Origin of the sequence: Nostoc sp. LEGE 06077 (assembly GCF_015207705.1) — a bacterium.
In the GTDB taxonomy this organism is placed as follows: domain Bacteria; phylum Cyanobacteriota; class Cyanobacteriia; order Cyanobacteriales; family Nostocaceae; genus Nostoc_B.
Window position 1 is genome coordinate 74,718 of sequence record NZ_JADEWI010000009.1, and the last position, 25,900, is coordinate 100,617.

Sequence of the window (25,900 nt, forward strand, 5' to 3'; positions counted from 1 at the left end):
ACTTGAGCAAAGTGTCCGTCACGCAAAGGCGCAGAGAGTTACAGAGAGTTTATCTGTTTGCTTTTATTTCTTGTCGCTAATTTGATTTAAGTCTTGGAGAACGGCGGCGGCTGATTGATAGCGATCGCTAAAATGATAACGCACCATTTTATCTAAAATCATGCCCAGTTCTGGACTTACTTGCACTATGTGTTGCCACATAATATTGCCTGTTTCGGGGTCTGGTTGTAATTCTTGGGGTAAGATACCAGTAATTGCTTGAATTCCCATCATCCCCAAAGCATAAATATCGCTAGATAGGCGCGGGTGTCCGGCAAATTGTTCTGGTGGCGCATAGCCCCTTGTCCCAATAGCAACTGTGGCTAATTCGGTTTTTTCACTACTGGGTGGGTGCATTAATTTAACTGCACCAAAATCAATTAACACTAACCGCTGATTTTGATTGCTTCTAATAATATTATGGGGTTTAATGTCTCGGTGAATTACTCGATGATCATGAACAAAGGCTAAAACTTCTAATACACCTTTGAGCATTTCAATCACAAAAATTTCATTTCTTGCCCCTTGTACAGGTGCTAATTCTTCGTGTAAAGTATGTCCAGGAATATACTCTTCTACTAAATAGAATTCTTGCTGGTCTTCAAAATAAGCCAGCAACGCCGGGATTTGGGGGTGTTTTCCCAGGGCTTCTAAAATTTCGGCTTCAGTATTAAATAATCGGCGAGCTACTTCCAAAAATTTTGCATCCCGACGGGCTGGCATTAATTGTTTCACAACACAAGTCGGATTACCAGGGCGCTGAGTATCTTGTGCTAAATAAGTGCGCCCAAATCCCCCAGCGCCAAGCACTCTAGATATGTGGTAGCGTCCACCTAAAAGTAAATCCCCGGTTCTTTTTTCTGGTTGGATAATGATTGATGCAGAGTGGATATGTTGGTCATAAATTTTTGTAGCTTCTGTTGCTGAGGTAGTTTCTTTTAAGAGAATATTTAATTGGGCGATCGCTTCTTGTTGTTGTTCAACTTGCTGAATAATTAATTTTGTTTGCTGTTGTGTGTGGTAGGTTGTATAAACCAGCATCCCCACACTACTAAACAAAAATGCGATCGCTGGAGGAATTAGCGGTATCCAGCCAGCCAATAGAAATAAACCAGCACAAATTCCGACTAAAGCAGCGAGAGTGAGACATCCCACAATTAGCAGCATCAAAGGATGTCGCAATCGCCAGCCTAAAATGCTCCCCAGTAAAGACCAACCCAACACCCATATTACTTCCAGCCAATCAGGCCAATACCAAATCAACGGTCTACCATCTAAAACTTTACTGAGAATTTGGCTGGCTATCTGGGCATGAATAAATACAGTTGCTGTTCTGGCTGGATGTTCTGGGGAAGCACTGTAGGGAGTATACACACCAGGGTGAACACTAGCAGCTGTAGTACCAATAATTACTAATTTGTCTTTGATCCAGTTAGGATTAACTTGATTGTTTAGGACTTGGGTGAGGGTAACTTCTTGTGCAAGGCGATGAGGATGACGATAATTTAATAATATTTGATATCCTGCGGCATCTAAACCGATATAGCTACCAGAATTAGGTATAAGAGTAGGAAAAGTGATTTTACCAAGATGAAAACTATGTGTTTCGGTAAAATCTACATTTATCCCTTGTTTTTCTAAATAACTAATAGCAATTAAACCAGCAAAAGAAAATTGGGTTGCACATTTGTGACTATTAGTAGGCTCGGCAAATAACAGACTCCGCCGCACAATCTGGTCTTCTTGATTATCAGGAATTAAATCGTTATAGCTAATATTATCTACAGAAAAATTCGGTGGCGGGGGAATTTCTGATCTATCTTTGCTGCTTAATAAACAAGTAGTAATGATATTATTTTTATTAGTAATACCATCCGCCAGATTGGTTTGATTTTGGCGGTAGAGATTTAGACCAATTATACGGGGTTGAGCAGACTCAAGTTTTGTTAATAATTGATTGATTGTGGCATCAGATAACGGCCATTTGACTTGCGCCAAATCCTCTTCTGTAATTTTAACCAGTAAAAGCCGAGGATCGGGCGGTTCTGAAGGACGCGATCGCAACATCTGGTCATAAGCTTTTAACTCCCAAGGTTGCAACCATTTCAGTTCTCGCATTCCCCACACCAAAGTTGTGACACCCACACTAGTAACCACAACCATCCGCCACCAGTGAATCTTGGTCAAGGTGTCACGATAATCTTGATTTTGGGTTAACGCAGTTCGCAGGTATTGTAATATTCCACTAATCACAGAGTTGCTGTAGAAGGCAGGAGGCAGAAGGATAAACTTTATACTTTATTCTTTGCTTTATTTAATTTAGCAACTTACTTGGCTGAATGTTGCTGTTTAATCCATCGCTAGAGTTCAGCAAATAATAGGTTGTATAATCTATATCCGGTTGTTCCTCCATTAAAAAAACTCAGTCATGCCAAGCACCGCCATTGAAACTGTTATTGCTGCCTACTTTACCAACATTACTGCGATGAATCCAGAAGGCTGGATAGAGAATTTTGCTGAGGATGCGGTGAGTCATGACCCGGTTGGTGAACCTCCAGTCAAAATTCGGGAAGATTATCACCAGTTTATCGGGCAATTGCAAGCTGTATTTACAAAATTAGCCGCGACAACTGAACATATTTTTGTAGCTGGTACTGAAGCAGCCGTCAAGTGGACAATGGAAGGAGTTAGTAAGACAGGTAAATCAGTCACCTTTGAGGGAATCACAATTTTTGAGATTAACAAAGACGGAAAAATTCAAACAACCCGCGCTTATTGGAACCCTAATCTCTTGGTAGCGCAATTGCGCGGTTAAGAAAAAGTAGGAAATGAAGTCTGAAATGAAGAACCCAGTATAATCAAGTTTCTTTCATACTCTCTACTCCCTAACCGCAATTTTGAAACGACGCAAATTTATTACAACCTGTGGTTTGACAACCTTAGCAACGCAGATACCGTTAGTCCAAGTTCAAGGTAAATTGTCGCCAAGTACCATCCTCAAACCACCCAGACTACAACCAGGAGACACAGTAGGACTAGTTTCGCCGGCTGGTATCATTGATGCTGAAGATTTAGCCAACGCCAAGCGATCGCTCACTCAATTAGGATTGAAAATTAAACTAGGAGACCATCTTTTAGACAGGTACGGTTATTTAGCTGGGACAGATGCTAACCGCGCACAGGATGTAAACATGATGTTTGCAGATAATTCCGTCAAAGCTATTTTGACTATGCGTGGTGGTTGGGGTTGCAACCGCATTTTACCTTTATTGAATTACGCCCAAATTCGCGCTCATCCTAAAATTATCATGGGATTCAGCGATATTACGGCTTTGGTACTAGCGATTTATGCCCGTAGTCGAGTCATTACTTTTCATGGGGCAAATGCCACATCTACCTGGAATGACTTTACAACAGATTACGCCAAGCGCATCTTATTTAATGGCGAAGCAGTAACGATGCAAAATCTCCAAACAGAAGATGTCCAATTTGAGACTATTGCATCGGGAAAAGCCACAGGTAAACTCATCGGTGGTAACTTATCAGTTTTAGCCGCAATGGTGGGTTCACCTTATTTACCTGCTTGGTACAAAAGTATTTTATTTGTGGAAGATGTCAGAGAAGATGTTTACCGCATAGACAGAATGTTAACTCAGCTAAAAAACGCTGGAATTCTCAATCAAATATCGGGTTTTATCTTTGGCAGATGTACTGATTGTAGCCTTGGCGATGAACCAGCTTTTAAATTAACTCAAGTATTACGCGACCATCTAATTCCCTTAAAAATTCCGGCTTGGTATGGTTCAATGATTGGGCATATCAAAGATAAATTTACTTTACCCATTGGTTTGAATGTCGAAATAGATGCTGATGCAGGAACAATTAGAATGCTGGAATCGGCTGTTTCTTAACGTTTAATTCCCTTAAACCGTTCTTTCGCTGCTTGAAACTCTGCTTGCATCACAGATTGAATTTTTTGCGGATCAGGTTTTTTTCCACCCATAACATCACCAAAATACACACAAGCAGCTTCCCCTAAAGACCAAGTATAAGCCGCCGCCCAAGAAGCGGCGATCGCACTGCCAAAACCAGGGATAAATTTCACTAATTCTCGTCCGACTGCTTGGGCTAAAAATCCGCCAGCGATCGCACTTACAATCCCACCTGCTTGGGATGGTGTGACGGTTTGCCCGTATAATTTACCTAACATTCCCACCATCGATACTTGCAATGCTGTTAATACAGGCATAGTTGCAAAGGGTAAAGGTATCGCCGCCAAGGTTGCAGCCATCACAGAAAAGGTCAACATATACCGCCGTCCTGCATCTCGGTAGATATTACCAATTTCTTTACCCACTCCCTGGGCTAATAACTGATTAATTGCCCTGGCTTCCGCTTCTGGTAACAAGTCTGCTAATCTATCTCGAAACTCTTCTAAGCCGTAAAATACAGGAATGTAACCATCTTCTTCTAAGGTGAAGTCAATTAACACAGCGCGATCGTATAATCCACTAAAAGCTTGCTGGATTTCCGCAAAGGCGCGTTGAACTTCCGCATATTCTGGCGGATAAGCCGGATGATCTGCTGCATCCGGAGGATATACCTCATGTAAGCAAGTCACCGCCAGTAGACAAGGAATATCTGCATATTGCTGACGTAGTTTGTGGGCGATTTGTCGTAAGGTGTCAGTTGCAAAATCATTAATCTTGACGGTGAGAATTAACACCCTTGCACCACGACTAGATTTTTGCAAATCACCAAGCAACTCTTGAATAATTACCTGAGTTTCTTGGTTAACATCTCCCAGTCCCACCGTATCAGTAAAAATCAGCAACGGTAAATCATTTGAAGGATAGGCGTAGCGTTCCGTGTGTTGCGTATGGGGGCGAAATCCTTGACCAATAATCTCTGTGGAAACTCCCGTCAGTCCGCGTACAATCGAACTTTTACCAGCTTGGGGTTTACCAATTAACAAAGCTTCGGTAGTTGGCAGTTCAGCACGGACAGCTTCTAAAATCTCTACTACCTGAGCTTCGCTGACACTATACCATTCAACCACAGTCTGCGATACCTGTTCCACAGGTAGAAACTGTATCAAGCTAGTTGTGGCTTTTTTCCAGACACCTGCAAGGCGATTTTGCCAAGCATTATTAGCCGACTGAGTTGTTGTATCTTCAGGCGGTTCATTGCTGGGCTGGGAATCTGCTGATGGCAAATCGGTATTAGGTTGCTCAGTCATAGTGATCAAAACAGCAGATAGATTGCAACTTTATTTAGGCGATCGCTTAAGATGCTTACTTGTCATTTTAGATGATTCAACAGTCACCTAACCTATCACTTGCACCTAATCTACCAATCAACAAAGTTTCATATTCCTGCGGATAGAGTCTCTGGGAATATGAGCAAATGCTGTATCCTGTTTAAACGTCCTATCTGATTGTTGATAAATTCAACAGCTAGGCAATATACAAGTTTTTCAGTATTCACACGCATAAATATCTATGATGAATTACCAAATTGCCGAGTTAGCCATTGCTAGTAGTCAAGATTTGGTGAGTTTACTACAATTCCCCTTCATGCAACGGGCGCTGATTGGGGCTGTGTTAATGGGGATACTTGGGGGCTTACTTGGCTGCTTTGTGACTTTACGTCAATTATCCTTTTTTAGCCATGCCGTCGGTCATGCAGCTTTGGTTGGTGTAGCCTTGGGTGTGCTGCTACAGTTAAATCCCACTTGGATGCTGTTACCCTTTACCTTAGTTTTTGGTGTTATCGTTCTTTATTTTGTAGACAAAACAGATTTAGGCAGCGATAGCGTACTCAGTATAGTCCTGTCTGGTGCATTAGCGATCGGTGTAATTCTTTCTAGCTTGATTCAGGGATATCGCGGTAACTTAATGGCTGTGCTTTTTGGCGATATTCTCGCTATTGATACCACAGATTTAGCTTTAACACTACTGGTACTTGTCGGCAGCACTATATTTTTATTATCGACTCTGCGCCAGCAAATTCTACTCACCCTAAATCCTGATGTCGCCAAAGTCCAAGGCATTCCCGTGGAATTATATCGCTATGCCTTTGTCATACTTCTCTCTCTAGCCGTTGCTGTGGCAATTAAAGCCGTGGGAGTTTTACTAGTTAACGCCTTTTTGGTGATTCCCGCTGCTACAGCCAAGCTGATGAGTCAGCAGTTTAGCCGTTTTCTGTTGATGTCTGTAATAGTCGGCTCAACTAGCAGCATTGCTGGCATTCTGGTATCAGGTGTTTTCAACCTCGCTTCTGGCCCTAGTATTGTGCTTGTTCAGTTTTTGCTATTCGTAGCTGTGTTTATGGTGATCAAGTTGAGTTGGAAAACAGCCTAATTTATTTTTTTGCTTACCCCTTGCAGAATCCTTTTTTGTTTGCTAAATTTATAAATCGTGGCGCAAAAATAAAGCCAGCGCCGGGATAGCTCAGTTGGTAGAGCAGAGGACTGAAAATCCTCGTGTCACGAGTTCAAGTCTCGTTCCTGGCATACATTACAGCCTAATACAGTCTCTGGCATAAGGCATAAACTGACATAAAACTGGCATAAACCGGGGGGCTAAAAGTAGACGCTTACTGCTCACTGGTTATTGCAAGTACGCAACACAAAGGCTTCTACTGTCTCTCACCCTGCTAAATTGGTGGCTGTGGTGGTTGAGAGTGACTTAGTGTTGTTCTGTTCCTATTGGTGTAATTGTCAGGGATTTTATGCCAGTTATGTCAGATTGACTCTTATAGCTATCTGATACTTGAGTCGATGGAAATGATTCAAGCGAGTGTTCCACTAATGAAGATATAGGTATATAGAAATAATGGAATAAAGTGATGCAATTATTTATGGCATAAATAATGCAATTGTTTTATTGCATAGATTCTGTAGGGGTATATCTCACCCTAATATCCCTATCTAGCCTGTAGTTCAAAGCACTATTAGAACATATACTGAGAGTACAAATACTTACTTGTTTTCACTACAGGCAGTATACGGTCGTACGGTAAAAGCATTAAGAGCCACCACATCTTATTCACTGAGTTAGTCAGTATTAAATATAAGCAACCATTACACACAGTCTTTTTAATTCTGTGATAGAAATAATTGACGTTCTCTTATTCATGTTATATGAATGATATAGAGCAAGTACAGCAAGGGATTGAAGACACTAATACGTCCATAGGGTTGTATAAGGCTTGTGGAAACTGCGAGTAAGGAGAATAACGTTTTATGCCAAAAGGTGTACCCAAAAGCGGTATACGCTCCCCTGGAGCTGGTAGTAAGAAGAGGTTTGCAGGTGAATTAAAACAGAAGTGGATACCACCTGTTGTAGCTAACAACCTAGATAACACCTACCGACTACTCAACGAACTAGTGGATGAGGTGAATAAGTGGGAAAAGATATGCAATGAAAAAAGTACTTCACCACGTTATGAACAAGCACGGAAGCTTACCAATACTCTAAGAACGATGTTAGATAACTTGGGCTTCAATCCCAAGGATATCTATGTAGACAGTAAACAAGACAACAACAAAGGATAACAACAATGACTACTAAAGCAGTGAGAGCAACAATCGAAATTGCAGGGATTGAAGTAGAAGTGTTTCAGTTGCCATCCGGTGAGTACGTTATGAGCCAAACGCAAGTAACCGAAGCTATTGACTTGCAAAGCGTTTATATTTTACGTTTTTTGGAGTCAAAGCAATCAAAAGCCTTACCAGGGAATGACTCTGAATTTTACACTTTATCCGTGGAAGGCTCCAATAAACCTATTAACGTAGTCCCGACTAAAGTTGTCTCAGACTTCTGGTTAGAGCAAGTTGCGAAGGGAAATACTAAAGCATTCGCATTAGTAAACGCGTGTATGCAAGAAGCTTTAGAACGTCGTTGTGATAACGCTTTCGGTGTTAATAAGACAGAACAGCAGTATGAGCAACAAACATCTGACCGACTTACTCAATGGCAACAGACTAGACAATATCTCTTAGAACAGCACAATGCTTTTACTTATACCTGTCGTGCTTATGGATTCCCGCCAGCTAGAACACACAACAAACTGTCAATGGAGACTTGTGGAATGACTGCTAGTCAATTAAGGCAGATAGAGGAAGTGTGCGGTGATAAAAATGTTGGACTAAATCATATACAGAATGTCAACACACTTAAGAAAGTAGCAAGGGTAAAATATCACTTCTCACGTTATCGTAAGGGGAGTGTTGAAGAGCGCATTAGTAGAGCATTGAAGGATTTTAACAAAGAAGAGAAAACCTCGTAAGTAAATCAATGAAAAGACATCACCAATAATGTTAATCCCCTCGGTAGTTTGCGGCTACTAAGGGGAGAACAAAGATAAGACGTTCAAGTATATTCACTTCAACAACACAAGTCTAACAATGAAACATAACATCGTACCGCTCTCCAGACCTATTACATTCATATTTTGCCTTGGAGATGTGAAGTGTTGGATTAGGTCGTTAGGTTACGACCGTGACTTAATCTCAATTAAAGTAGGTAACAGAAAAGTTATAAGTGCTATAGAAGAGAAGAAGTGGTCGCGTGTCGTTGCAGAAACACTAGCAAAAGACGCAATTCGAGGGATATCAATGGAACAGGTAAACGGATTCATAAATCTGAGTTACCCAGATGACCTTTAATGTAATTACAACAACGAAGTAGCTGAAACCCTTATCCTATCGTTGGCATCAATAGCGTAGGATACCTATAAAAAAGTTATGGCATAATCTATGGCATTATTTGTACCATAGAAAATGCCATATTTTATTGCATAGGTTTTACAAGGGTATATATCCCCCTTCTTTAGTATCATTTCATATCCTTGTAAGCCGTAAACAACAACGTAAATAGGTATTGAGTTACTTGTATCTTACAGATGTTATTTCCGCGTGTTGCTTATGCACAGGATACAAAGCTTTTTATAGGTGTTCTAGGTGGTTCCTGAAACCCTGATAGGATAGTCAAAAGACCCTTACATCACTAAAGCCGGAATCTATAGATTCTATTGAGTGAGAGAAGCGTGAGTTATTTGATGCAACTAGGTAACTAAACTCATTTACGCTCAACACTATAACCTGTGAGGGTTCAAGCTAGTCGCGTACACTTGGAAGTGTTAAGGGTTCCGTGTCTGTGTACTGTTATCGAGCAATGAGAGAAGTGTTCTTGCCCAGGAAGCAAGAGATTTATAATCTACATTGAATAAACGATTACTAAATGGGTTCGTTGTCATGGTGAGAGAGTTCGTTTTTTTCATTGTGCAGTGAGTAGCAATGAAATCATCTACTCCTTTTAGATGCCAGGCATTTTGATATCATCTACATTGCCTAGATATTTCTTGGCAATCATGTTGGGTGAATTTCCTACCCACTTAGCCACTAGAACAGCGTCGTGTCCACTCCTTATCATCATAGTGATGGCAGTATGTCTCATCTGGTAAGGATTCCTATACTCGATATCTGGCAAACTCTCTAGCACCTTTTTCCATGCTCTATTGGCAAAGTTATGCCAGTCAATAAAGCCACCTTTTTTAGCAGGAAATACAAAGTTATCAATAGGACAATTCTCAGGTTTAATCGCATCTATAACAGTCTTTAAATGGTCATCTATGGTAATAGAACGTTTATCTTGTGTTTTAGTACCACGTTCTATCTCACCACTTGCTGTTAACTTCTGGCAGAATGTAATCTTGCTCCCCTTAATGTGTTTCCATTGCAGTGCTAACGCTTCCTCTGGTCGGCAACCAGTGGTAAATAAAAACTCCACTAAATGTGCATAGTAACAATAATCTTTACTATTTTTGAAAGCTTCAATAATACACTTTCTCTCTTCATCACTAAACGGGTTGACATCTTCTTTAGTACCTGAGTTTTTAGTAGTAGGTATTAAAGTCTTTAATTTCTCAAAAGGATTTGATTGTAATTTACTAGATGCTACTCCCCATTTACAGCAAGCATTAATTAGTTTAAATTGCTTCTCAATACTGCTGGTAGAGGTTCCTTTATGGTCATCTACCAACCATTTCATAATCAGCCCAGCGTCTCTTACTAATTTGTGAGGGCATTTTATAAGCTTGTTTCTGATACGGTCATAGTCAATCATGCTGTTAGATTTCAGCGTCTTAGATTTGAACTGCGTGTAATCCTCGAACAGTTTCAATAAGTTCACTGCATTAACTGACTCTCTTGCTGCAATTATCTCCTTTGCTTCTTCGTAGTCTTGCAACGCACTCTCTTTACTCCTACTCTTCATAGCACTAGGCTTATACTTCGTGAGTGTTGGGTCAAAGTAGCCAGTAATGCAGTCTTGGTAGACTTTATTAGCTATCTCCTCAGCTTTAGCTAGAGCTAACTTGTCACTGTAACTACCACCGGGAACAGGGTTAAAACTATATCTCTCTCCAGCGTACGTAAATCTGAGGAGTATAGAACCATTATTATTTCTGAGACTAATTTCTCTCATGTCAGTTACCTTTACTTACTTACCTAAGTAATTCTGGCATAAATCTGGCATAAAAGGTTAACAGCTTTTACCTTTTTCATGAAGAATCCTTGCAATATAAGTGTTTTAAGCATTATTGAGATAGGACTGAAAATCCTCGTGTCACGAGTTCAAGTCTCGTTCCTGGCATAAACTCAAACCCCGTGAGATTCTAGAGTCTCACGGGGTTTTTGCTTAATAAGTTCTGATTAATCAAGAACAAATGTTCTAAATTTCAAAGAAATTTTGGGCATTTTTGGATATCTTTAGACAACAACCGGGTGTAAATCAGGTGTAAAAGCGATAGAGCAGAGGATTACACCTTTATAAATTTACGATTTTATCTGAGGCTCAGGTTGGGAATTAGTATTTTTATTTCTTCGTAGTAATTAAATAGTCTGAAATCACTCCATTTGTGAGGATAGTCGTAACGGTTTTAACCTTTCCTACTATTCGTTAATTCATACAATTTCCGTCTTTCTAGCACAGAGAGTGTGTCAAATTAGTACTTTTTTCTCCCTGCTGCTATCAATTTGGATTTCTCTCCATTTCACCCAACTGATGAACTACAAGCTCTAGTATTTTTCTACGTATAAAGTATATTTTCATCAGCTTCTAGCTGCGTTTATTTACAGTTAATTATTGTTGTTTAACTTACTTATGCGGAAATCACTATTCAGAGATTGTACTAATATTTAGCACTAATCATTACTAAAGATTAATGTCCGGTTTACATTTTTTTTACCTCCTCTTATTAAACCGGATTTATATTTCAATCGCTAAGTTTTACTTATTTTCTGTAATCAATACAGAGAAAACTTTAGCCTGTTTAAACAAATAACGACAAATGCAAAAGTCTAAATTTTTCAAAGTTATTCTACCTATTGCTTTACCAGCAGCAATTTTCACCTTGTTTAATGCTGTGCAAAAGCCAATTACTGCACAAAGCAATGTAAATCATTTAGCATTGGGAAATCCCACTAACGCTGGTAGTAGTTTCAGTAATTTATTATTGAGCAAATTTCAGTACGCCACCTCACATAACTGTTTCCGCGGAACACCAAATTGGGTAAGTTGGCAGTTAAACTCATCATGGTTAGGAAGTGCGCCTCGCCAAGATGATTTTCGTGCAGACACTACATTACCTTCTGGCTGCTATCGAGTTACTACTAATAGTTACACAGGTAGTGGCTTTGACAGGGGACACATGGCTCCTTCCGCCGATAGAACTAACACAATTGCCAATAATTCTGCTACCTTCTTAATGACAAATATCATTCCTCAATCCCCTGATAATAATCAGGGTGTATGGGCGAGTTTGGAAAACTATACTAGAAGTTTAGTAACTCCGACTACAGAACTCTATATTATTGCGGGTTCTTATGGCACTGGTGGTACAGGATCTAATGGGTTAACAAACACAATTGATAGTGGTAGAATTACTGTCCCAGCCAGAACTTACAAGGTAATTGTGATTTTAAATAAACCAAATTCTGGAGCTAGTAGTGTAACTAATAGTACAAGAGTGATTGCGGTAGACATACCCAATACACAAGGTGTGAGAAACGCAGATTGGAGAAGTTATAGAATTAGTGTTGATACTCTAGAATCCAGACTTACCAGTGCAACAGGAACTACCTACAACTTTCTTTCTAACGTTCCTACCTCTGTTCAAAATGTAATTGAGGCTAGAGTTGACAATTTATAAAGAAAGTTAACTCAATCAATACCAAGTTGTCTTAGTTTGCATTATTGACGTTTAATTATCAACAAAACTAACTTTGGCAACTTGGTATCAATTAAATCTACAAATACAGACAGACTAATGATTTATAGATAGCCTTAGGTTTCGATAACTTTTGTAGAAATTCCTGCTAAATCACCAGAAGTTGTTTGACCAATAATATAGACATCAATATCTATCCTTCCTAAACGATAAACTTTGATATTTGTCAGATTATCCTTGAGTGTTTGGACTAGAGATTGAAATTTTTGCACATCTTGCTTTTGAATTTCATCATGCCATTCTTTTTCTTCAGCAGAGTTACGAAAAAAATCATCTAAGTCCACTATTTCAATGGGGGTTTCTAAAGGATGACCTGTTAATTGGAGAAGTTTCTGGTTTGTTAAAGTATCTTGAGTTTCTCCAATCCAAGAAACAACTTCAAAAGGATATTCTGACTCACTCATCATGAGCAAACTATGAGAAGTTTGCTTGAGCTTTTGCGTAACGTTATTAGTCATAGAATTGAGGTTGTTACAATAAATGTAAGCCTTAAAATCTACAACATATTTCGGAAATTTTTCTAAAATTCTAACAATATTCTCAGAACTGGAGCGATCGCTCAATTTTTATGTAAATATACTGTTGTTGACAGTAATCATTCTTAAATGACAATAAAGAATTATACTCTGTTGATAAACGAGGATTTGGATATGTCACCCTGGACTAGTCTTATTACTGCTTTAACACTACTACTTTACTCGGTGATCACAATTAATGTTGGTCGAGCTAGAGCAAAATATAAAGTCATACCTCCCCAAATGACAGGAGATCCCAACTTTGAACGGGTATTGCGTGTTCAGCAGAATACCTTAGAACAAACTATTGTATTCTTACCAGGTTTATGGCTATTCTCCTTATATGTAAACCCATTGTGGGGAGCGATTATCGGTGCTATTTGGCTGGTAGGTCGAATTGTCTACGCTTGGGGGTACTATCAGGCCGCAGAAAAGCGCATGATTGGCTTTGGTATCACTACTATTAGTGGGACGGTACTACTTTTAGGTTCACTGATTGGCATCATTCTCACTTTGGTGAAATCATAACCCACTGTAAAACGTCAAATTAACGCTCTATGTACTGATATTCAGCATTCTAAATAACAACTGTAGAGTGGGCAATATCCACAAGGTACAAATCAGGTTTTAACCGACTTTTCCGCATTACCCAACTGACTTTAATTGCTATAATCTAGCTGATGCAAGATGACACGCCCACAATAAATAGAAGAAACACTTTTTCTTTCCTTAAACCCCTACACTATTCTAGCCTTACAGCCCTGGATTTTTTAAGGTCAATAGATTAATCACAGTCCCTCTGAGCCAGAGTGATTCAGGGAGAGCTTAATACAACTTAGTACTTTACAAACATCCTCTTACTATAGTTATATAAAACCTGAGAATTGTTTAAATCTGAGAACATCAGTAGATTTGTGAAAAACATATTTGGATGTTCAATGAGGTAAATTAAAGGGAATACTAAGCGCAGTTAAATTATTGCGAATATTACTGTAATGTTAGTATTATCGGATAAAGTGTTCTCTTTACCTGGGTATCGAATTGTAGAACAAATCTATTGTGGCAGCAAGACCCTAGTTTATCGAGGGATTAAAGAACAAGAGCAAAAACCAGTAGTAATTAAACTGATACGAAATGAGTATCCAACCTTCAGTGAAATTGCCCAATTCCGTAATCAGTATACAATTACCAAAAACCTCAATTTACCCGGAATAGTCCAACCTCTGTGTTTAGAAAATTATCGCAATGGTTATGCCTTAATCATGGAGGACTTTGGCGGGATATCCCTCAAAGACTGGGGACGGCAGAATAAAGCTACACAAGAATCTGGGATGACACTACCAGAATTTTTCCCTATTGCTATAGCGATCGCATCTACCTTAGAAGAACTACATCGTAGTCGCATTATTCATAAAGATATCAAACCTGCGAATATCCTGATTAACCCAAGTACTTTAGAAATCAAAATTATTGATTTCAGTATTGCTACTCTCCTTCCCAGAGAAATTCAATACATCACAAATCCTAACATCTTAGAAGGAACACTAGCTTACATATCGCCGGAACAAACAGGCAGAATGAACCGTGGTATTGATTACCGTAGTGATTTCTATTCTCTAGGTATCACCTTTTTTGAACTCCTGACTGGACAGTTACCCTTCACAAACACTGAACCAATGGAGTTAGTTCATGCTCACATTGCTAAACAACCACCTAACACATACCAAATTAATCCTCATCATCCACCAATTTTATCGGCAATCGTTAGCAAGTTAATAGCCAAAAATGCCGAAGACCGCTATCAAAGTGCCTACGGACTTAAGCATGACTTAGAAGTTTGCTATCAGCAATGGCAAAAAAATGATAATATTGCCATCTTTGAGTTAGCAACTAAAGATGTTTCCGACCGTTTTCTCATTCCAGAAAAACTCTATGGTCGTGAAAAAGAAGTTGCTACCTTACTTGCAGCCTTTGAGCGAGTCGCCAGAGGTACAACAGAAATGATCCTAGTCGCTGGGTTTTCTGGGATTGGTAAAACCGCTGTAGTGAATGAAGTACATAAACCAATTGCCAGGCAGCGCAGTTATTTCATCAAAGGTAAATTTGACCAATTCCAACGTGATATTCCCTTATCAGCATTAGTACAAGCTTTTCAAGACTTGATGGGACAAATCTTAGTAGAAACTGATACTCAAATTCAACAATGGAAAGACAAAATTTTCTCGGCATTAGGTGAACAAGCACAGGTAATTATCGATGTAATTCCTGGATTGGAGCAGATTATTGGTCAACAGCCAGAAATTACTGAACTTTCTGGAAATGCTGCTCAAAATCGATTTAATTTATTATTTCAGAGATTTATCCAGGTATTTAGCACTAAAGAGCATCCTTTAGTAATTTTTTTGGATGACTTGCAATGGGCAGACTCAGCTTCTTTGAAATTGATTCAACTATTGATGAGTCAAACTAATGCAAACAATCAAAATTCTACTTTAGTTTCTTCTGAACTCCCACCTAACCAATGGCAGCCTATATTTGATGGGGAGACTTGGGAAGCTGATGAACCACAAAAAGTTCCTCAGACTGAAGGAAATTTTTTACTAATTGGTGCATATCGTGACAACGAAGTTTACCCAGCCCATCCACTTTATTTAACATTACAGCAAATTGAAAAATCAGGGACAAGTATTAATCAGATTACCCTAGCACCTCTAAATCAAGTTAATCTAAATACTTTAATTGTTGATACCCTTGGTTGTCATCAAGAGAAGGCTATTCCTCTGGGGCAAATGGTATTTGCTAAAACTAAAGGTAATCCCTTCTTTGCAACTCAATTTTTGAAGTCTTTACATCAAGATGGACTAATTAAATTTAACTTTGATGTAGGCTACTGGCAGTATGATTTTGCAGCAATACAGTCATTAGTGCTGACAGATGATGTTGTAGATTTTATGGCACGGCAAATAGAGAAGTTGCCAATGTCTACGCAAAATATATTAAAAATGGCTGCTTGTGTAGGGCATGAATTTGACTTAAAAACTCTGGCGATCGTCCATGAAAAATCTTTAGTGGATACAGCCTCTGACTTATGGATAGCCTTACATGAGGGGATAATTTTACCTCAGACTGATATTTATAAGTTGTTTCAAAATGATCCTAATTCAGCAGCAATTGTTCCAAGTTCAAATTCTGGAGAATCTTTCAACAATAGTTTTCCTATTCCTAAATACAAATTTATCCATGACAGAGTACAGCAAGCTGCTTATTCTTTAATTTCCGAAACCCAAAGGCAGGAAATTCATTTAAAAATTGGACTATTGCTGTTCTACAATATCCCAGACGCAGAACGGGAAGAGAAGATTTTTCAAATTGTCAATCAATTTAATATTGCATTAGAACTTATTACTGATCAGGCGAAGCGTGATGAAATAGCCCAAATGAATTTTATCGCTGGACGCAAAGCTTTAGGATCAACAGCTTATGCAGCAGCAATCAAGTATTTAACAACAGGAATCGAACTCCTCTCCTCTGATAGTTGGGAAACACAATATGAACTCACTTTAGCTGTGTATGAAACAGCAGCAGAAGCGACATACCTAGCTGGTGAATTTGAGCAGATGGAGCGATTAGTAGATATTGTATTAGCACAAGCTAAAACATTACTAGAAAAAGTAAAAGTTTATGAAGTCAAAATTCTAGCTTACGGCGCACAAAATAAAGCACTAGAAGCCATTAATATTGCACTACCATTTTTGAGATTATTAGGAGTAGAATTTCCTGAAAATCCTAACCAGTCTGATTTTCAGATAGCAATGGCAGAAATCAAATCAGATTTAAGTGGGAAATGCATTGAAGATTTAATTAACCTACCCGCAATGACGGCAGCCCAACCACTTGCCATAATGCGTATCATTTCTAGTACAATTGCTCCTGCCTATCAAAGCATTCCTGCGCTTTTCCCTTTGTTTGTATTTAAGCAAATTAAGTTATCAATTCAATATGGTAATGCTTCCCTATCTTCCTTTGCTTATATTAATTACGGAGTGATTCTTTGTTGTGTAGTAGAAGATATAGAATCTGGTTATCAATTCGGTAATTTAGCTTTGATTTTATTGGATAAATTCAATGCAAAAGAAATCAAAACTAAGATTATGAATGCGTTCAATTCAGTTATACGACATTGGCAGGAACATACTAAAGAAATGTTATCACCATTACTCGATAGTTACTCTATCGGGCTAGAAACTGGAGATTTAGAATTTGCAGCCTACTCTCTTTATAATTATTGCTGCTCTTCATATTTTACTGGACGAGAAATAACTGGATTGGAACGGGAGATGGCAACTTATAATTATGCCATTATTCAAATGAATCAAGAAACAATATTTTACTGGAGTGCAATATATAGGCAGATAGTTCTTAACTTACTAGGTTTTGTTGAAAATCCCTGTTACTTAGTTGGGGAAGCCTACAATGAAGAAAAAATGTTTTCGATTCACAAGCAAAGTAATGATGGAGGCAGTTTATTAGCCTTATTTTTAGGCAAACTACATCTGTTTTATCTATTCCATGATTACCCCCAAGCATTGGAAAATAGTATTTTGGCTAGTAACTATTTAGCAGGTGGAACAGGACAAATAGTTATTCCCATTTTCTATTTTTATGATTCATTAGTTAGATTGGCAACGTATACTGATGCATTAGATGTTGAACAGAAGTCTATTATCGAAAAAATAACGGCTAACCAAGAAAAGATACAGAGATGGGCGCATCATGCGCCGATGAATTATCTACACAAATTTTATTTAGTAGAGGCTGAGAAATATCGCGTTATAGGTCAATATCTAGAAGCAATAGAATCTTACGATCGCGCCATTTCCCTAGCTAAAGAAAACGAGTACATTAATGAAGAAGCTCTGGCTAATGAACTGGCAGCTAAATTCTATCTTGCATGGGGCAAAGAGAAAATTGCCCAAACCTATCTCACTGATGCTTATTATTGCTATGTTCGCTGGGGAGCGAAGGCAAAAGTAGATGATTTGGCAAAACGTTATCCCCAATTACTCATGCCAATACTACAGCAAGAAAAACTTAGCTTACAATTAGCCGACAAAATCACTATTTCTACACATCAATCTCTATCACATCAAAGTAGTTACCAAACACTCATCGGTTCTAAAACAAGTATTTCTGAATCACTAGATTTAGCCTCTGTGATCAAAGCTTCTCAAGCTCTCTCTGGAGAAATTGAGATGGAGCAACTGCTATCTAAGTTACTACAAGTTGTGATGGAAAATGCTGGAGCTTCTAAATCTGCTTTAATTTTGAGTGAGAATGATAACTTAGAGTTAAAGGTAACAGCTATCAGTGCTAGTGCCAATTTTGCATCTATCTCTACACAGTTCCCCTCAATTTCTGTGGAATCTAGCAAAGATGTTCCGATTCCGTTGATCAAATATGTTAACCGGACTAGAGAAGTTTTTGTGGTTGATGATGCTAAGACTGTTGATTTTTTAACGGGCGATCGCTACATTATTCATAATCAGCCTAAGAGCCTTTTATGTATCCCCATTATCAACCAAGGTAAATTATTAGGGATTCTTTACCTGGAAAATAATCTCACTACAGGAGCATTTACGCGTGATCGCGTTGAAGTACTGAAACTCCTTACCACCCAAGCAGCAATTTCTCTAGAGAATGCCATACTCTATCAAGATTTAGCGCAAGCAAATCAAAATTTGGAAGAATACAGCCATAGCTTAGAAGAAAAAGTAGAAGCGAGAACACATGAACTACACAATAAGAATCAACATTTGCAACAAGCTCTGCAAGAATTACAACGCACACAAACCCAATTAATTCAAAGCGAAAAAATGTCTTCTTTGGGTCAAATGGTGGCGGGAATTGCTCATGAAATTAATAACCCAATTAACTTTATTCATGGCAATATTACTCATGCTAGTGAATATGTCCAAGATTTACTAAAATTACTGGTTATTTATCAACATGAATATTCTAATAGTTCAGATTTAGTGCAAGCAAAAGCAGCAGAAATTGATGTAGACTTCTTAGCTGAAGATTTACCGAAGATTCTTGATTCGATGAAAGTTGGTAGTTCCCGAATTCGCAATATAGTTTTAGGTTTAAGAAACTTCTCCCGCTTGGATGAGTCGGAAATGAAGGCTGTTGATATTCATGAAGGTATTGATAACACCTTGATGATTTTGCAGCACCGACTGAAGGAAAAGAACGATTCCCCTGAGATAGAAGTTATCAAAGAATATGCAGAAATACCCAAAGTAAGTTGTTATGCTGGTCAACTTAATCAGGTATTTATGAATATTCTGAGCAATGCGATTGATGCTTTAGATGAGGTAATGGTTAATAGTCAAAATGAACTGTTGACTAGACCACAAATTCGCATTTGTACTAGCCTCATAGACTTGAATACCTTGCGGATTAGCATTGCTGATAACGGTTCTGGGATGACAGAAGCAGTCAAGAAGAAAATCTTTGACCCATTTTTTACTACTAAACCAGTAGGTAGCGGTACGGGGTTGGGATTATCTATTAGTTATCAGGTGGTGGTAGATAAACACAAGGGTCAGTTAACCTGTGATTCTAATGTCGGTAAAGGAACTGAGTTTGTGATTGAAATACCGATCCAGCAGTGAGATTAGGTTAGAGAGCAGTTGTCGTTGCGATAGAGACTAGAGGCTTTTGGCGTACACGCTGCTCTTTAATTACCATCTTGACTCCATTGGCTGGCCCCAAAGTAACGCTTCGGCGTTGAGCTTTCTCTGGTCGTTGACTTTCTAATTCCAGTTGATAGCCAGATAAAATTGTTGCTAATACTAATTTCATCTCAAACAATGCCAACGCTTCACCCAAGCAGCGACGAACACCAGCACCGAAAGGCATATATTCATAGGGAGAAAACTGGTGATTGAGAAATCGCTCTGGTTGAAACTTATCAGGGTTTGTATATAAACTATCACGGTGATGAATCAGATAAATACCCCCAATCAGTACCGTACCAGGTTCTATGGGATGTCCCAGTAATTCAACGGGTTCTTGAGCCACTCTAGGTAAGGTTGCCATTAACAAAGGATATATTCGCAGCGTTTCATTAATTACATTGGTTAGATAAGGTAATCGGAAAATACTCATAGGATCTGGGTGATTACCCAAAGTAGCAAGTTCTTGCAGTAATTTTTCCCGGATTTCTGGTTGGTAATGAATCCAATATAATGCCCAAGCCATAGCTGTTGAAGCCGTTTCATGACCAGCCAATAACAGAGTCATTAATTCATCACGCAACTCCTGATCAGTCATTGCGTTACCTGCTTCATCCCTGGCTGACATCAATAACGAAAGAATGTCAATGCGATTTGGATCAGGCTGTTCCCGCCGTTCAGCAATTTCAGCATAAAGCAATTGATCAATCTGTTGGCGTTGGCGCATAAACTTGCCCCAAGGACTCCAGTCACCTAAATCTTTTTGCAAAAAGGGTAATAAAAGAAAGCTAGATGTAAGTGGTGACTTAAAGACATCCATCAGTAACGCTAATAAACGCCGGAGTTGATAGTAACGTTCTCCCTTATGTAAACCAAAGACAGCTTCTAAGATGATTAATAGTGATACTTCTTGTACTACAGTACGAGCGGAAAAAGATTTGTTTAACGGTAATTCACTAAATACTTTTTCAGTAAGATCACAAATTAAAGAACCATAAGCTTGCATTCTTTCTCCGTGAAATGGAGGCATCAACAATTGTCGCCGTTGTCTGTGGCGATCTCCATCCAACATAATTGTTGAAGTATTCCCAATTAAGGGTTGAAAAATCCTGTTTGCTTCGCCAAGAGCAGCAAACTTCTTTCTATCATTGGTAAAAATTTCCTGAATTGCTTTGGGATGGTTGACAAATACTACTGGACAACCAAAACCCACTATATTAGCCGTGAAAATATCAGGATATATTTTGGCTGCACTTTCCATGTAGTTAACAGGATCAACTATCCATTGAAGCTTTTGAATCAAAGAAGGAGTCTGAAGAGGATTCGGTAATAGCATTTTAGTATTCTCAAGTAATTACACCTTTCTATGCCCTTCTGAAGTAATAAGAATGATTCATTTCTTATTCACAGAAGTATTAGTTTTTCTGATAAATACACAATTTTCAAAGTCTTTAGAAATTAGCTAGTTCAAGCGTTCCTAAACTCTGATAACGACCAGACTGAAAATACCAATCTAGATTACCACGTATCCATGAATGTAATCCTGATATGTATTTTGCGATTTCATAATCTATTTGTTCTCCAAAGGATGGAATGGATTTTTCTAAAGCAATCAATTCTCTCACTTTTTGATCATGCATTTTAGCCGCAAATTTCATTGCCCTTTCTAGACTAATTTGCTTTTGATGATGCAATATAAATACCAAATTATGCACATCACCACTTCCAATTTCTCTGGGAGCAGAAAAAATATCATTACACCAAGAAATAATATTGTTTGTTATTACATTAAGTTGCCTAAAGATGTGATGTTCTCTTAAAGAACTAATAACCTTCATTTGATATCCGAGTTCAATTAAGGCGAGACAACTATCAACGGCTGAACATAAGTTACGGATCATTATGTACGTGTTAATACTAGGCACAATTTTCTGGGCGCGATATTCTGCTTGTAAGATACATCCCTGAAAGTAATCTTGACAGCAGCGAACAAAGTAATCAAACCATTTTGCATTTCCTCTTTGCAAAATTCTTTGTCTCAAATCACTTAAAGCATGGTTTAAAGATATATCTTGGCTGGTCAGTTTCGCGCCAAGCAAGATTTCAATAAACCTCTTGTGATAAATCTTTAAAACTTCAGGTTTTTGCCCTAGATCTGACATATCACATTGGTCATCCCAAATAAATAGCCAGGTGTGCCAGTCACTCGTAATCTTGAGATCTTCAAGTTCACAGTAAGGGTAAGTAGCCGCTGCTAAGAAAAAGAATTTCGATTTTGAAAAACTCTTATAAGCTGATTCATTTGCCAGCAAATCGAAGTGACGCAACCATTCTAAAGAATAATCCTCCATAACATCAGCATACTTATTAATTTGAGAAGGAAATGGACAGTATAAATCGGGGAAAATTAACTTTTCCATAATTCCTCTGACGTTTTAAAAAGTTCTAATTCTAAATAAATGGAATGGTTAATAGTGTCTAATTACAAAATAGACACTTAAAGGGTAATAATTACCGTTATCTATCGCTCTATGCAGACAATCACTAAATATTTAAATTATTAGCAATACCTTTTCTGCTTTTTAGGTGCAACAATATAGCTGTAAAACTACAGCCAATCTTAAAGACAGATTTTTATATCTGCATGAATTATAAAAATCTCATACAGAGTTTGAAACTTGTCTTATGATGTATGTCGCATAGCAGACCTAAGTCATTCATGAGAAATAACTAAATATCCTTGACAGGCAAAACAAAGTTTCTCCTCATATCGATGAGGTCAGCTACAGTATTGCTAAAACTTGAATGAACAGCACTCTTAACTTTGACACAGCATTTTGTCCGGTGTAAAATTTCTTTTCTGATTATTTACACCACTATGTTTAACTTCACCTGAGAGTGTGTTTAAGTAACATCTCAGTTTTACGACCCAACTGATATTAGTATTTTTTAATATTTTTATAAAAAAGATAACTGTAATTTTGTGGAATTACAAAGTAAGCTTAAATTTTATTTATACTATGTAAAATAAACTACATTAATAATCTAAATACTTATAAAATTAACTGACAATTTTACTTATTATGTAAAATATTTTACATTAATTTCATTTTCCAGCACAATATTTATGTATGTAAAATTACTAAAGTTTTACGTGTTAATACTAAAATGTCATGAACTTATGACATAAATATTATTGCAATATATATTCTTTACTCAACATTCATCAAAAAAAATAAAAAAGCTCAATATTAATACAGGTTTCTTTCCAATAGCAGTTGCAAGGTTAAGCAAATATCTATAGTAATAAATAATACTCAAGATAAAATATATACTAAGTAGTAGTTATTTTACTTCTAATAGTAGTTGAAAAATTTTAGTTTTTATGAGTTAGTTTTAGATCTCTTAAACAATGCAGGTATGTCAGGGAATAACCCTCTTATGTCACTTTCGGGAATAAGCAAGTAGTAAAGAAGCTAAATCATCCAGTCTTGAGTTTTTACCGTGCTTATTTATACCACTATGTTAAAAACTCAGGTTAAATTTTTCAGACCGATCGCAATCTTACTGTGTTTCTCAATTTGTCCCATGACTTGTTTCGCCCGTTGAATTACTACCGCTGGTAAACCTGCTAATCTCCCCGCTTCAATCCCATAAGATTTATCAGCGCCGCCGGGTTGAACTTGGTGCAAAAAGATAATTTGGTCTGGTAATTCTTTGACTGTGACTTGATAATTAGCAACATTAGGTAACATTGCCGCCAATTCATTTAATTCGTGGTAGTGAGTAGCAAAAATAGTCCGGGAACGAATCTCTATTGCTAAATATTCTGCTACCGCCCAAGCAATGGAAAGACCATCAAAAGTGGCTGTCCCACGGCCAATTTCATCTAATAAGACTAACGACCGAGATGTAGCATGGTTGAGAATATTGGCAGTTTCATTCATTTCCACCATAAAGGTAGATTGACCAGTTGCTAAATCATCCACTGCGCCGACACGGGTAAAAATGCGATCGCATATTCCCAACTTTGCCGACTTCACGGGGACAAAACTGCCAATTTGCGCCATCAACTGAATTAAGCCTACCTGACGCAAATAACAACTTTTACCACTGGCGTTTGGCCCGGTAAGAATGATTAAGTCGGGGAATGCAGTTGCTTCAGCACTTCCTAAATTAGTCGAATTCGGCACAAAGAAACCGGCTGGTAAAGATTGTTCTACGACCGGATGGCGACCGTCAATAATTTCTAGTTCTCGTCCCGATATCATTTCGGGACGACAGTAACCTTGCTGTACCGCCAACTCAGCTAAACCACACAACACATCCGCCGCAGCCACAGCACGAGAAAGTTGACGAATAGCCTCGGCTTGTTCGCCGACTTCTTCGCGCAACGCAACAAAAATTTCATATTCCAACTTATATAAATCATCCCGCGCACTGAGAATTCTTGCTTCCCGTTCCTTCAGTTCTGGGGTGATGTAACGTTCCTCATTCTTCAGGGTTTGCTTGCGGATATAGTTAGCGGGTACTTGGTCGGCTTTGGTGCGGGAAATACTAATGTAGTAACCAAAGGTTTCGTTAAATCCCACCTTTAAAGTCGGGATTCCAGTCCTCGCCCTTTCATCTACTTCTAAATTCGCAATCCATTGGTGGTCTGCTTCGACAGTCGCCTTTCTCTCATCTAATAATACATTCACACCGGGACGAATTAGCCCCCCTTCCTTTAAATGTATGGGTGGCGCTTCGACGACGTGGGCTTGAATTTTCTGTGCCAATTCTTCTAATACAGGCGGGACTTTTTGCAAAGCTTTCAAAAAAGGAGAACCCGCATCAGCGACTACACGGGCTAATTCTGGTAAACGAGAGAGAGAATCAGCTAAGGCGATTAAATCTCGTGCATTGGCTGTACCGGAACTCGCCCGTCCTGTGAGGCGTTCTAAATCGTAGATTTGCCGTAATAACTGCCGCAAATCTTGACGTAGAGGTGTATTTTCTTTTAATTCTTGAATTGTATCTTGCCGCGAGCGAATGCCTTTAATATCGAGTAGTGGTTGTAATAACCAACGTCGTAAAGCCCGACTCCCCATTGAGGTGCTAGTTCTATCTAACGCCCAAAGTAGTGAACCGTGAAAAGTTCCATCGCGGACGGTTTGGGTAATTTCTAAGTTCCGCCGGGTTTGATGGTCAATAATTAAGTAGTCTGTGAGTGTATAGGTGCGGAGTCTTTGCAGAGAAACAGTATTTTCCTTTTGGGTATCTTCCACATATTCTAAAAGACCTCCAGCCGCCCGCACAGCCAAGGGAAGATGATCACAGCCCAAACCTTCAAGCGATCGCACCTTAAATTTCTGCAATAATTTACTTCTGGCTTCTCCTTGGGAAAAGGGGACTTGCGATCGCAAACTATAACAAAATGATGGGGGTAAACATTGGGGAAGATGGGGCGAAGTTTCCCCAGGACGCAGCAACACACCCAAATCAGGCGCATTGGTGGGAACCAACACCTCGGAAGGTTGCAAACGCATTAATTCTTGCGTCAAGTGTTCTAAATCGCTACCTTGAGTTGTGAGAAATTCCCCTGTTGATATATCTGCATAAGCTAAACCCCAATGGGTAGCAGCAATGACAACCGCCGCCAAATAATTATTGCGGCTAGACTTTAACATTCCCTCTTCTAACAAAGTCCCAGGGGTGAGGATGCGCGTTACTTCCCGGCGCACCAAACCCACCGCTTCCGAAGCATCCTCTACTTGGTCGCAAATGACAACTGCATAACCTTTTTCCACCAATAGGGTAGTGTAGCGTTCCCAAGCTTGATGAGGTACACCAGTCATCGCCACTCGTCCCGCTTCGCCGCCGTGCTTGCTGGTGAGAACTAATTCCAGTTCCCGCGAAACAGTCACCGCATCTTGGAAAAAAGTTTCAAAGAAATCCCCTACCCGATATAGCAACAGCGCATGAGGATGCTTATCTTTCACTTCCACATAATGCTGATACATTTTACTCAGCTTAGTGCGGTCTACCAATCGCGTATCCGCGTGAGGTGCTGGGGGTTGATGAGATTCCGTTGACTGGTTGTCAGAGTCAGAAGCGGTCATAGATAGATGCAAGAAGTCATGCACGCAAAAGCCACAATACTCGATGATAGCGTGATGTGGTGTTGAGTTGCGATCGCTCAAGATTTTTTTATGTTTCCATTTTGCCTTGTAATGTGGTGAAAAGGCGATGGCTTCGCCAACACCTCCTAAGAAACAGTATTTGCTTGGGGCTGAGGAATGAGTTCAAAAATTTGAGTTTGGGTAGGAGTTATGA

Annotated in this window: 15 protein-coding genes and 1 tRNA gene; 9 read left to right on the forward strand and 7 right to left on the reverse strand. The window is 38.8% G+C overall.

The window, feature by feature from the left end; all coding sequences use genetic code 11:
* Positions 1 to 63 precede the first annotated feature (63 nt).
* The gene (locus IQ244_RS08915; RefSeq protein WP_193892297.1) at positions 64 to 2,292 is read right to left on the reverse strand and encodes a CHASE2 domain-containing protein; all 2,229 of its coding nucleotides are present in this window, start codon (positions 2,290 to 2,292) and stop codon (positions 64 to 66) included.
* Positions 2,293 to 2,467: 175 nt separating this feature from the next.
* On the opposite strand from IQ244_RS08915, the gene IQ244_RS08920 reads away from it, so the two are divergent.
* Complete coding sequence (locus IQ244_RS08920) at positions 2,468 to 2,854, forward strand: nuclear transport factor 2 family protein (protein ID WP_193892298.1); 387 nt, start codon at positions 2,468 to 2,470, stop codon at positions 2,852 to 2,854.
* 82 nt (positions 2,855 to 2,936) lie between these two features.
* On the forward strand, positions 2,937 to 3,950 hold the full coding sequence (locus IQ244_RS08925) for a S66 peptidase family protein (protein WP_193892299.1): 1,014 nt from the start codon (positions 2,937 to 2,939) through the stop codon (positions 3,948 to 3,950).
* Here the strand turns inward: IQ244_RS08925 and IQ244_RS08930 are convergent.
* Positions 3,947 to 5,278, reverse strand: a complete 1,332-nt coding sequence (locus tag IQ244_RS08930) for a GTPase family protein (RefSeq protein WP_193892310.1) — start codon at positions 5,276 to 5,278, stop codon at positions 3,947 to 3,949. The two genes, IQ244_RS08925 and IQ244_RS08930, sit on opposite strands and share 4 nt — an antisense overlap.
* A gap of 262 nt (positions 5,279 to 5,540) precedes the next feature.
* Between IQ244_RS08930 and IQ244_RS08935 the strand changes: the two genes are divergently transcribed.
* From IQ244_RS08935 to IQ244_RS08950, 4 genes are all read left to right on the forward strand, one after another.
* Positions 5,541 to 6,401 carry a metal ABC transporter permease gene (locus tag IQ244_RS08935; RefSeq protein ID WP_416209765.1) on the forward strand — a complete coding sequence of 287 codons (861 nt, stop codon included), beginning with the start codon at positions 5,541 to 5,543 and terminating at the stop codon, positions 6,399 to 6,401.
* Positions 6,402 to 6,480: 79 nt separating this feature from the next.
* Positions 6,481 to 6,553, forward strand: a tRNA-Phe gene (locus IQ244_RS08940).
* A gap of 732 nt (positions 6,554 to 7,285) precedes the next feature.
* A complete protein-coding gene (locus tag IQ244_RS08945; protein WP_193892313.1) occupies positions 7,286 to 7,597 on the forward strand; it encodes a hypothetical protein in 312 nt (103 codons plus the stop codon).
* Positions 7,598 to 7,617: 20 nt separating this feature from the next.
* Positions 7,618 to 8,331 carry a hypothetical protein gene (locus IQ244_RS08950; RefSeq protein ID WP_193892316.1) on the forward strand — a complete coding sequence of 238 codons (714 nt, stop codon included), beginning with the start codon at positions 7,618 to 7,620 and terminating at the stop codon, positions 8,329 to 8,331.
* Between the two features lie 1,028 nt (positions 8,332 to 9,359).
* Here the strand turns inward: IQ244_RS08950 and IQ244_RS08955 are convergent.
* Positions 9,360 to 10,529 (reverse strand): site-specific integrase, encoded by a 1,170-nt coding sequence (locus IQ244_RS08955; protein WP_193892319.1) that lies wholly within the window; start codon positions 10,527 to 10,529, stop codon positions 9,360 to 9,362.
* 865 nt (positions 10,530 to 11,394) lie between these two features.
* Between IQ244_RS08955 and IQ244_RS08960 the strand changes: the two genes are divergently transcribed.
* Positions 11,395 to 12,255, forward strand: a complete 861-nt coding sequence (locus IQ244_RS08960) for a DNA/RNA non-specific endonuclease (protein WP_193892322.1) — start codon at positions 11,395 to 11,397, stop codon at positions 12,253 to 12,255.
* 134 nt (positions 12,256 to 12,389) lie between these two features.
* Here IQ244_RS08960 and IQ244_RS08965 read toward each other — a convergent pair whose 3' ends face one another.
* Positions 12,390 to 12,791: a nuclease A inhibitor family protein gene (locus tag IQ244_RS08965; protein ID WP_193892325.1), complete on the reverse strand. Its 402-nt coding sequence runs from the start codon at positions 12,789 to 12,791 to the stop codon at positions 12,390 to 12,392.
* Positions 12,792 to 12,983: 192 nt separating this feature from the next.
* Here IQ244_RS08965 and IQ244_RS08970 point away from each other — a divergent pair, with 192 nt between their 5' ends.
* Positions 12,984 to 13,376, forward strand: coding sequence for an MAPEG family protein (locus IQ244_RS08970; RefSeq protein ID WP_193892328.1), 393 nt, complete (start codon positions 12,984 to 12,986; stop codon positions 13,374 to 13,376).
* 467 nt (positions 13,377 to 13,843) lie between these two features.
* A complete protein-coding gene (locus tag IQ244_RS08975; protein WP_193892331.1) occupies positions 13,844 to 19,522 on the forward strand; it encodes an ATP-binding sensor histidine kinase in 5,679 nt (1,892 codons plus the stop codon).
* Positions 19,523 to 19,529: 7 nt separating this feature from the next.
* Here the strand turns inward: IQ244_RS08975 and IQ244_RS08980 are convergent, their stop codons facing one another.
* The 3 genes from IQ244_RS08980 to mutS all read right to left on the reverse strand — a co-directional run bounded on the left by IQ244_RS08980 (position 19,530) and on the right by mutS (position 25,686).
* Entirely contained in the window at positions 19,530 to 20,921 is a 1,392-nt protein-coding gene (locus IQ244_RS08980; protein ID WP_193892334.1) for a cytochrome P450, read from the reverse strand.
* A 115-nt stretch (positions 20,922 to 21,036) separates the two neighbouring features.
* The gene (locus tag IQ244_RS08985) at positions 21,037 to 22,005 is read right to left on the reverse strand and encodes a terpene synthase family protein (protein ID WP_193892336.1); all 969 of its coding nucleotides are present in this window, start codon (positions 22,003 to 22,005) and stop codon (positions 21,037 to 21,039) included.
* Between the two features lie 1,113 nt (positions 22,006 to 23,118).
* Positions 23,119 to 25,686 carry a DNA mismatch repair protein MutS gene (gene mutS, locus IQ244_RS08990; RefSeq protein WP_193892340.1) on the reverse strand — a complete coding sequence of 856 codons (2,568 nt, stop codon included), beginning with the start codon at positions 25,684 to 25,686 and terminating at the stop codon, positions 23,119 to 23,121.
* Positions 25,687 to 25,900 lie beyond the last annotated feature (214 nt).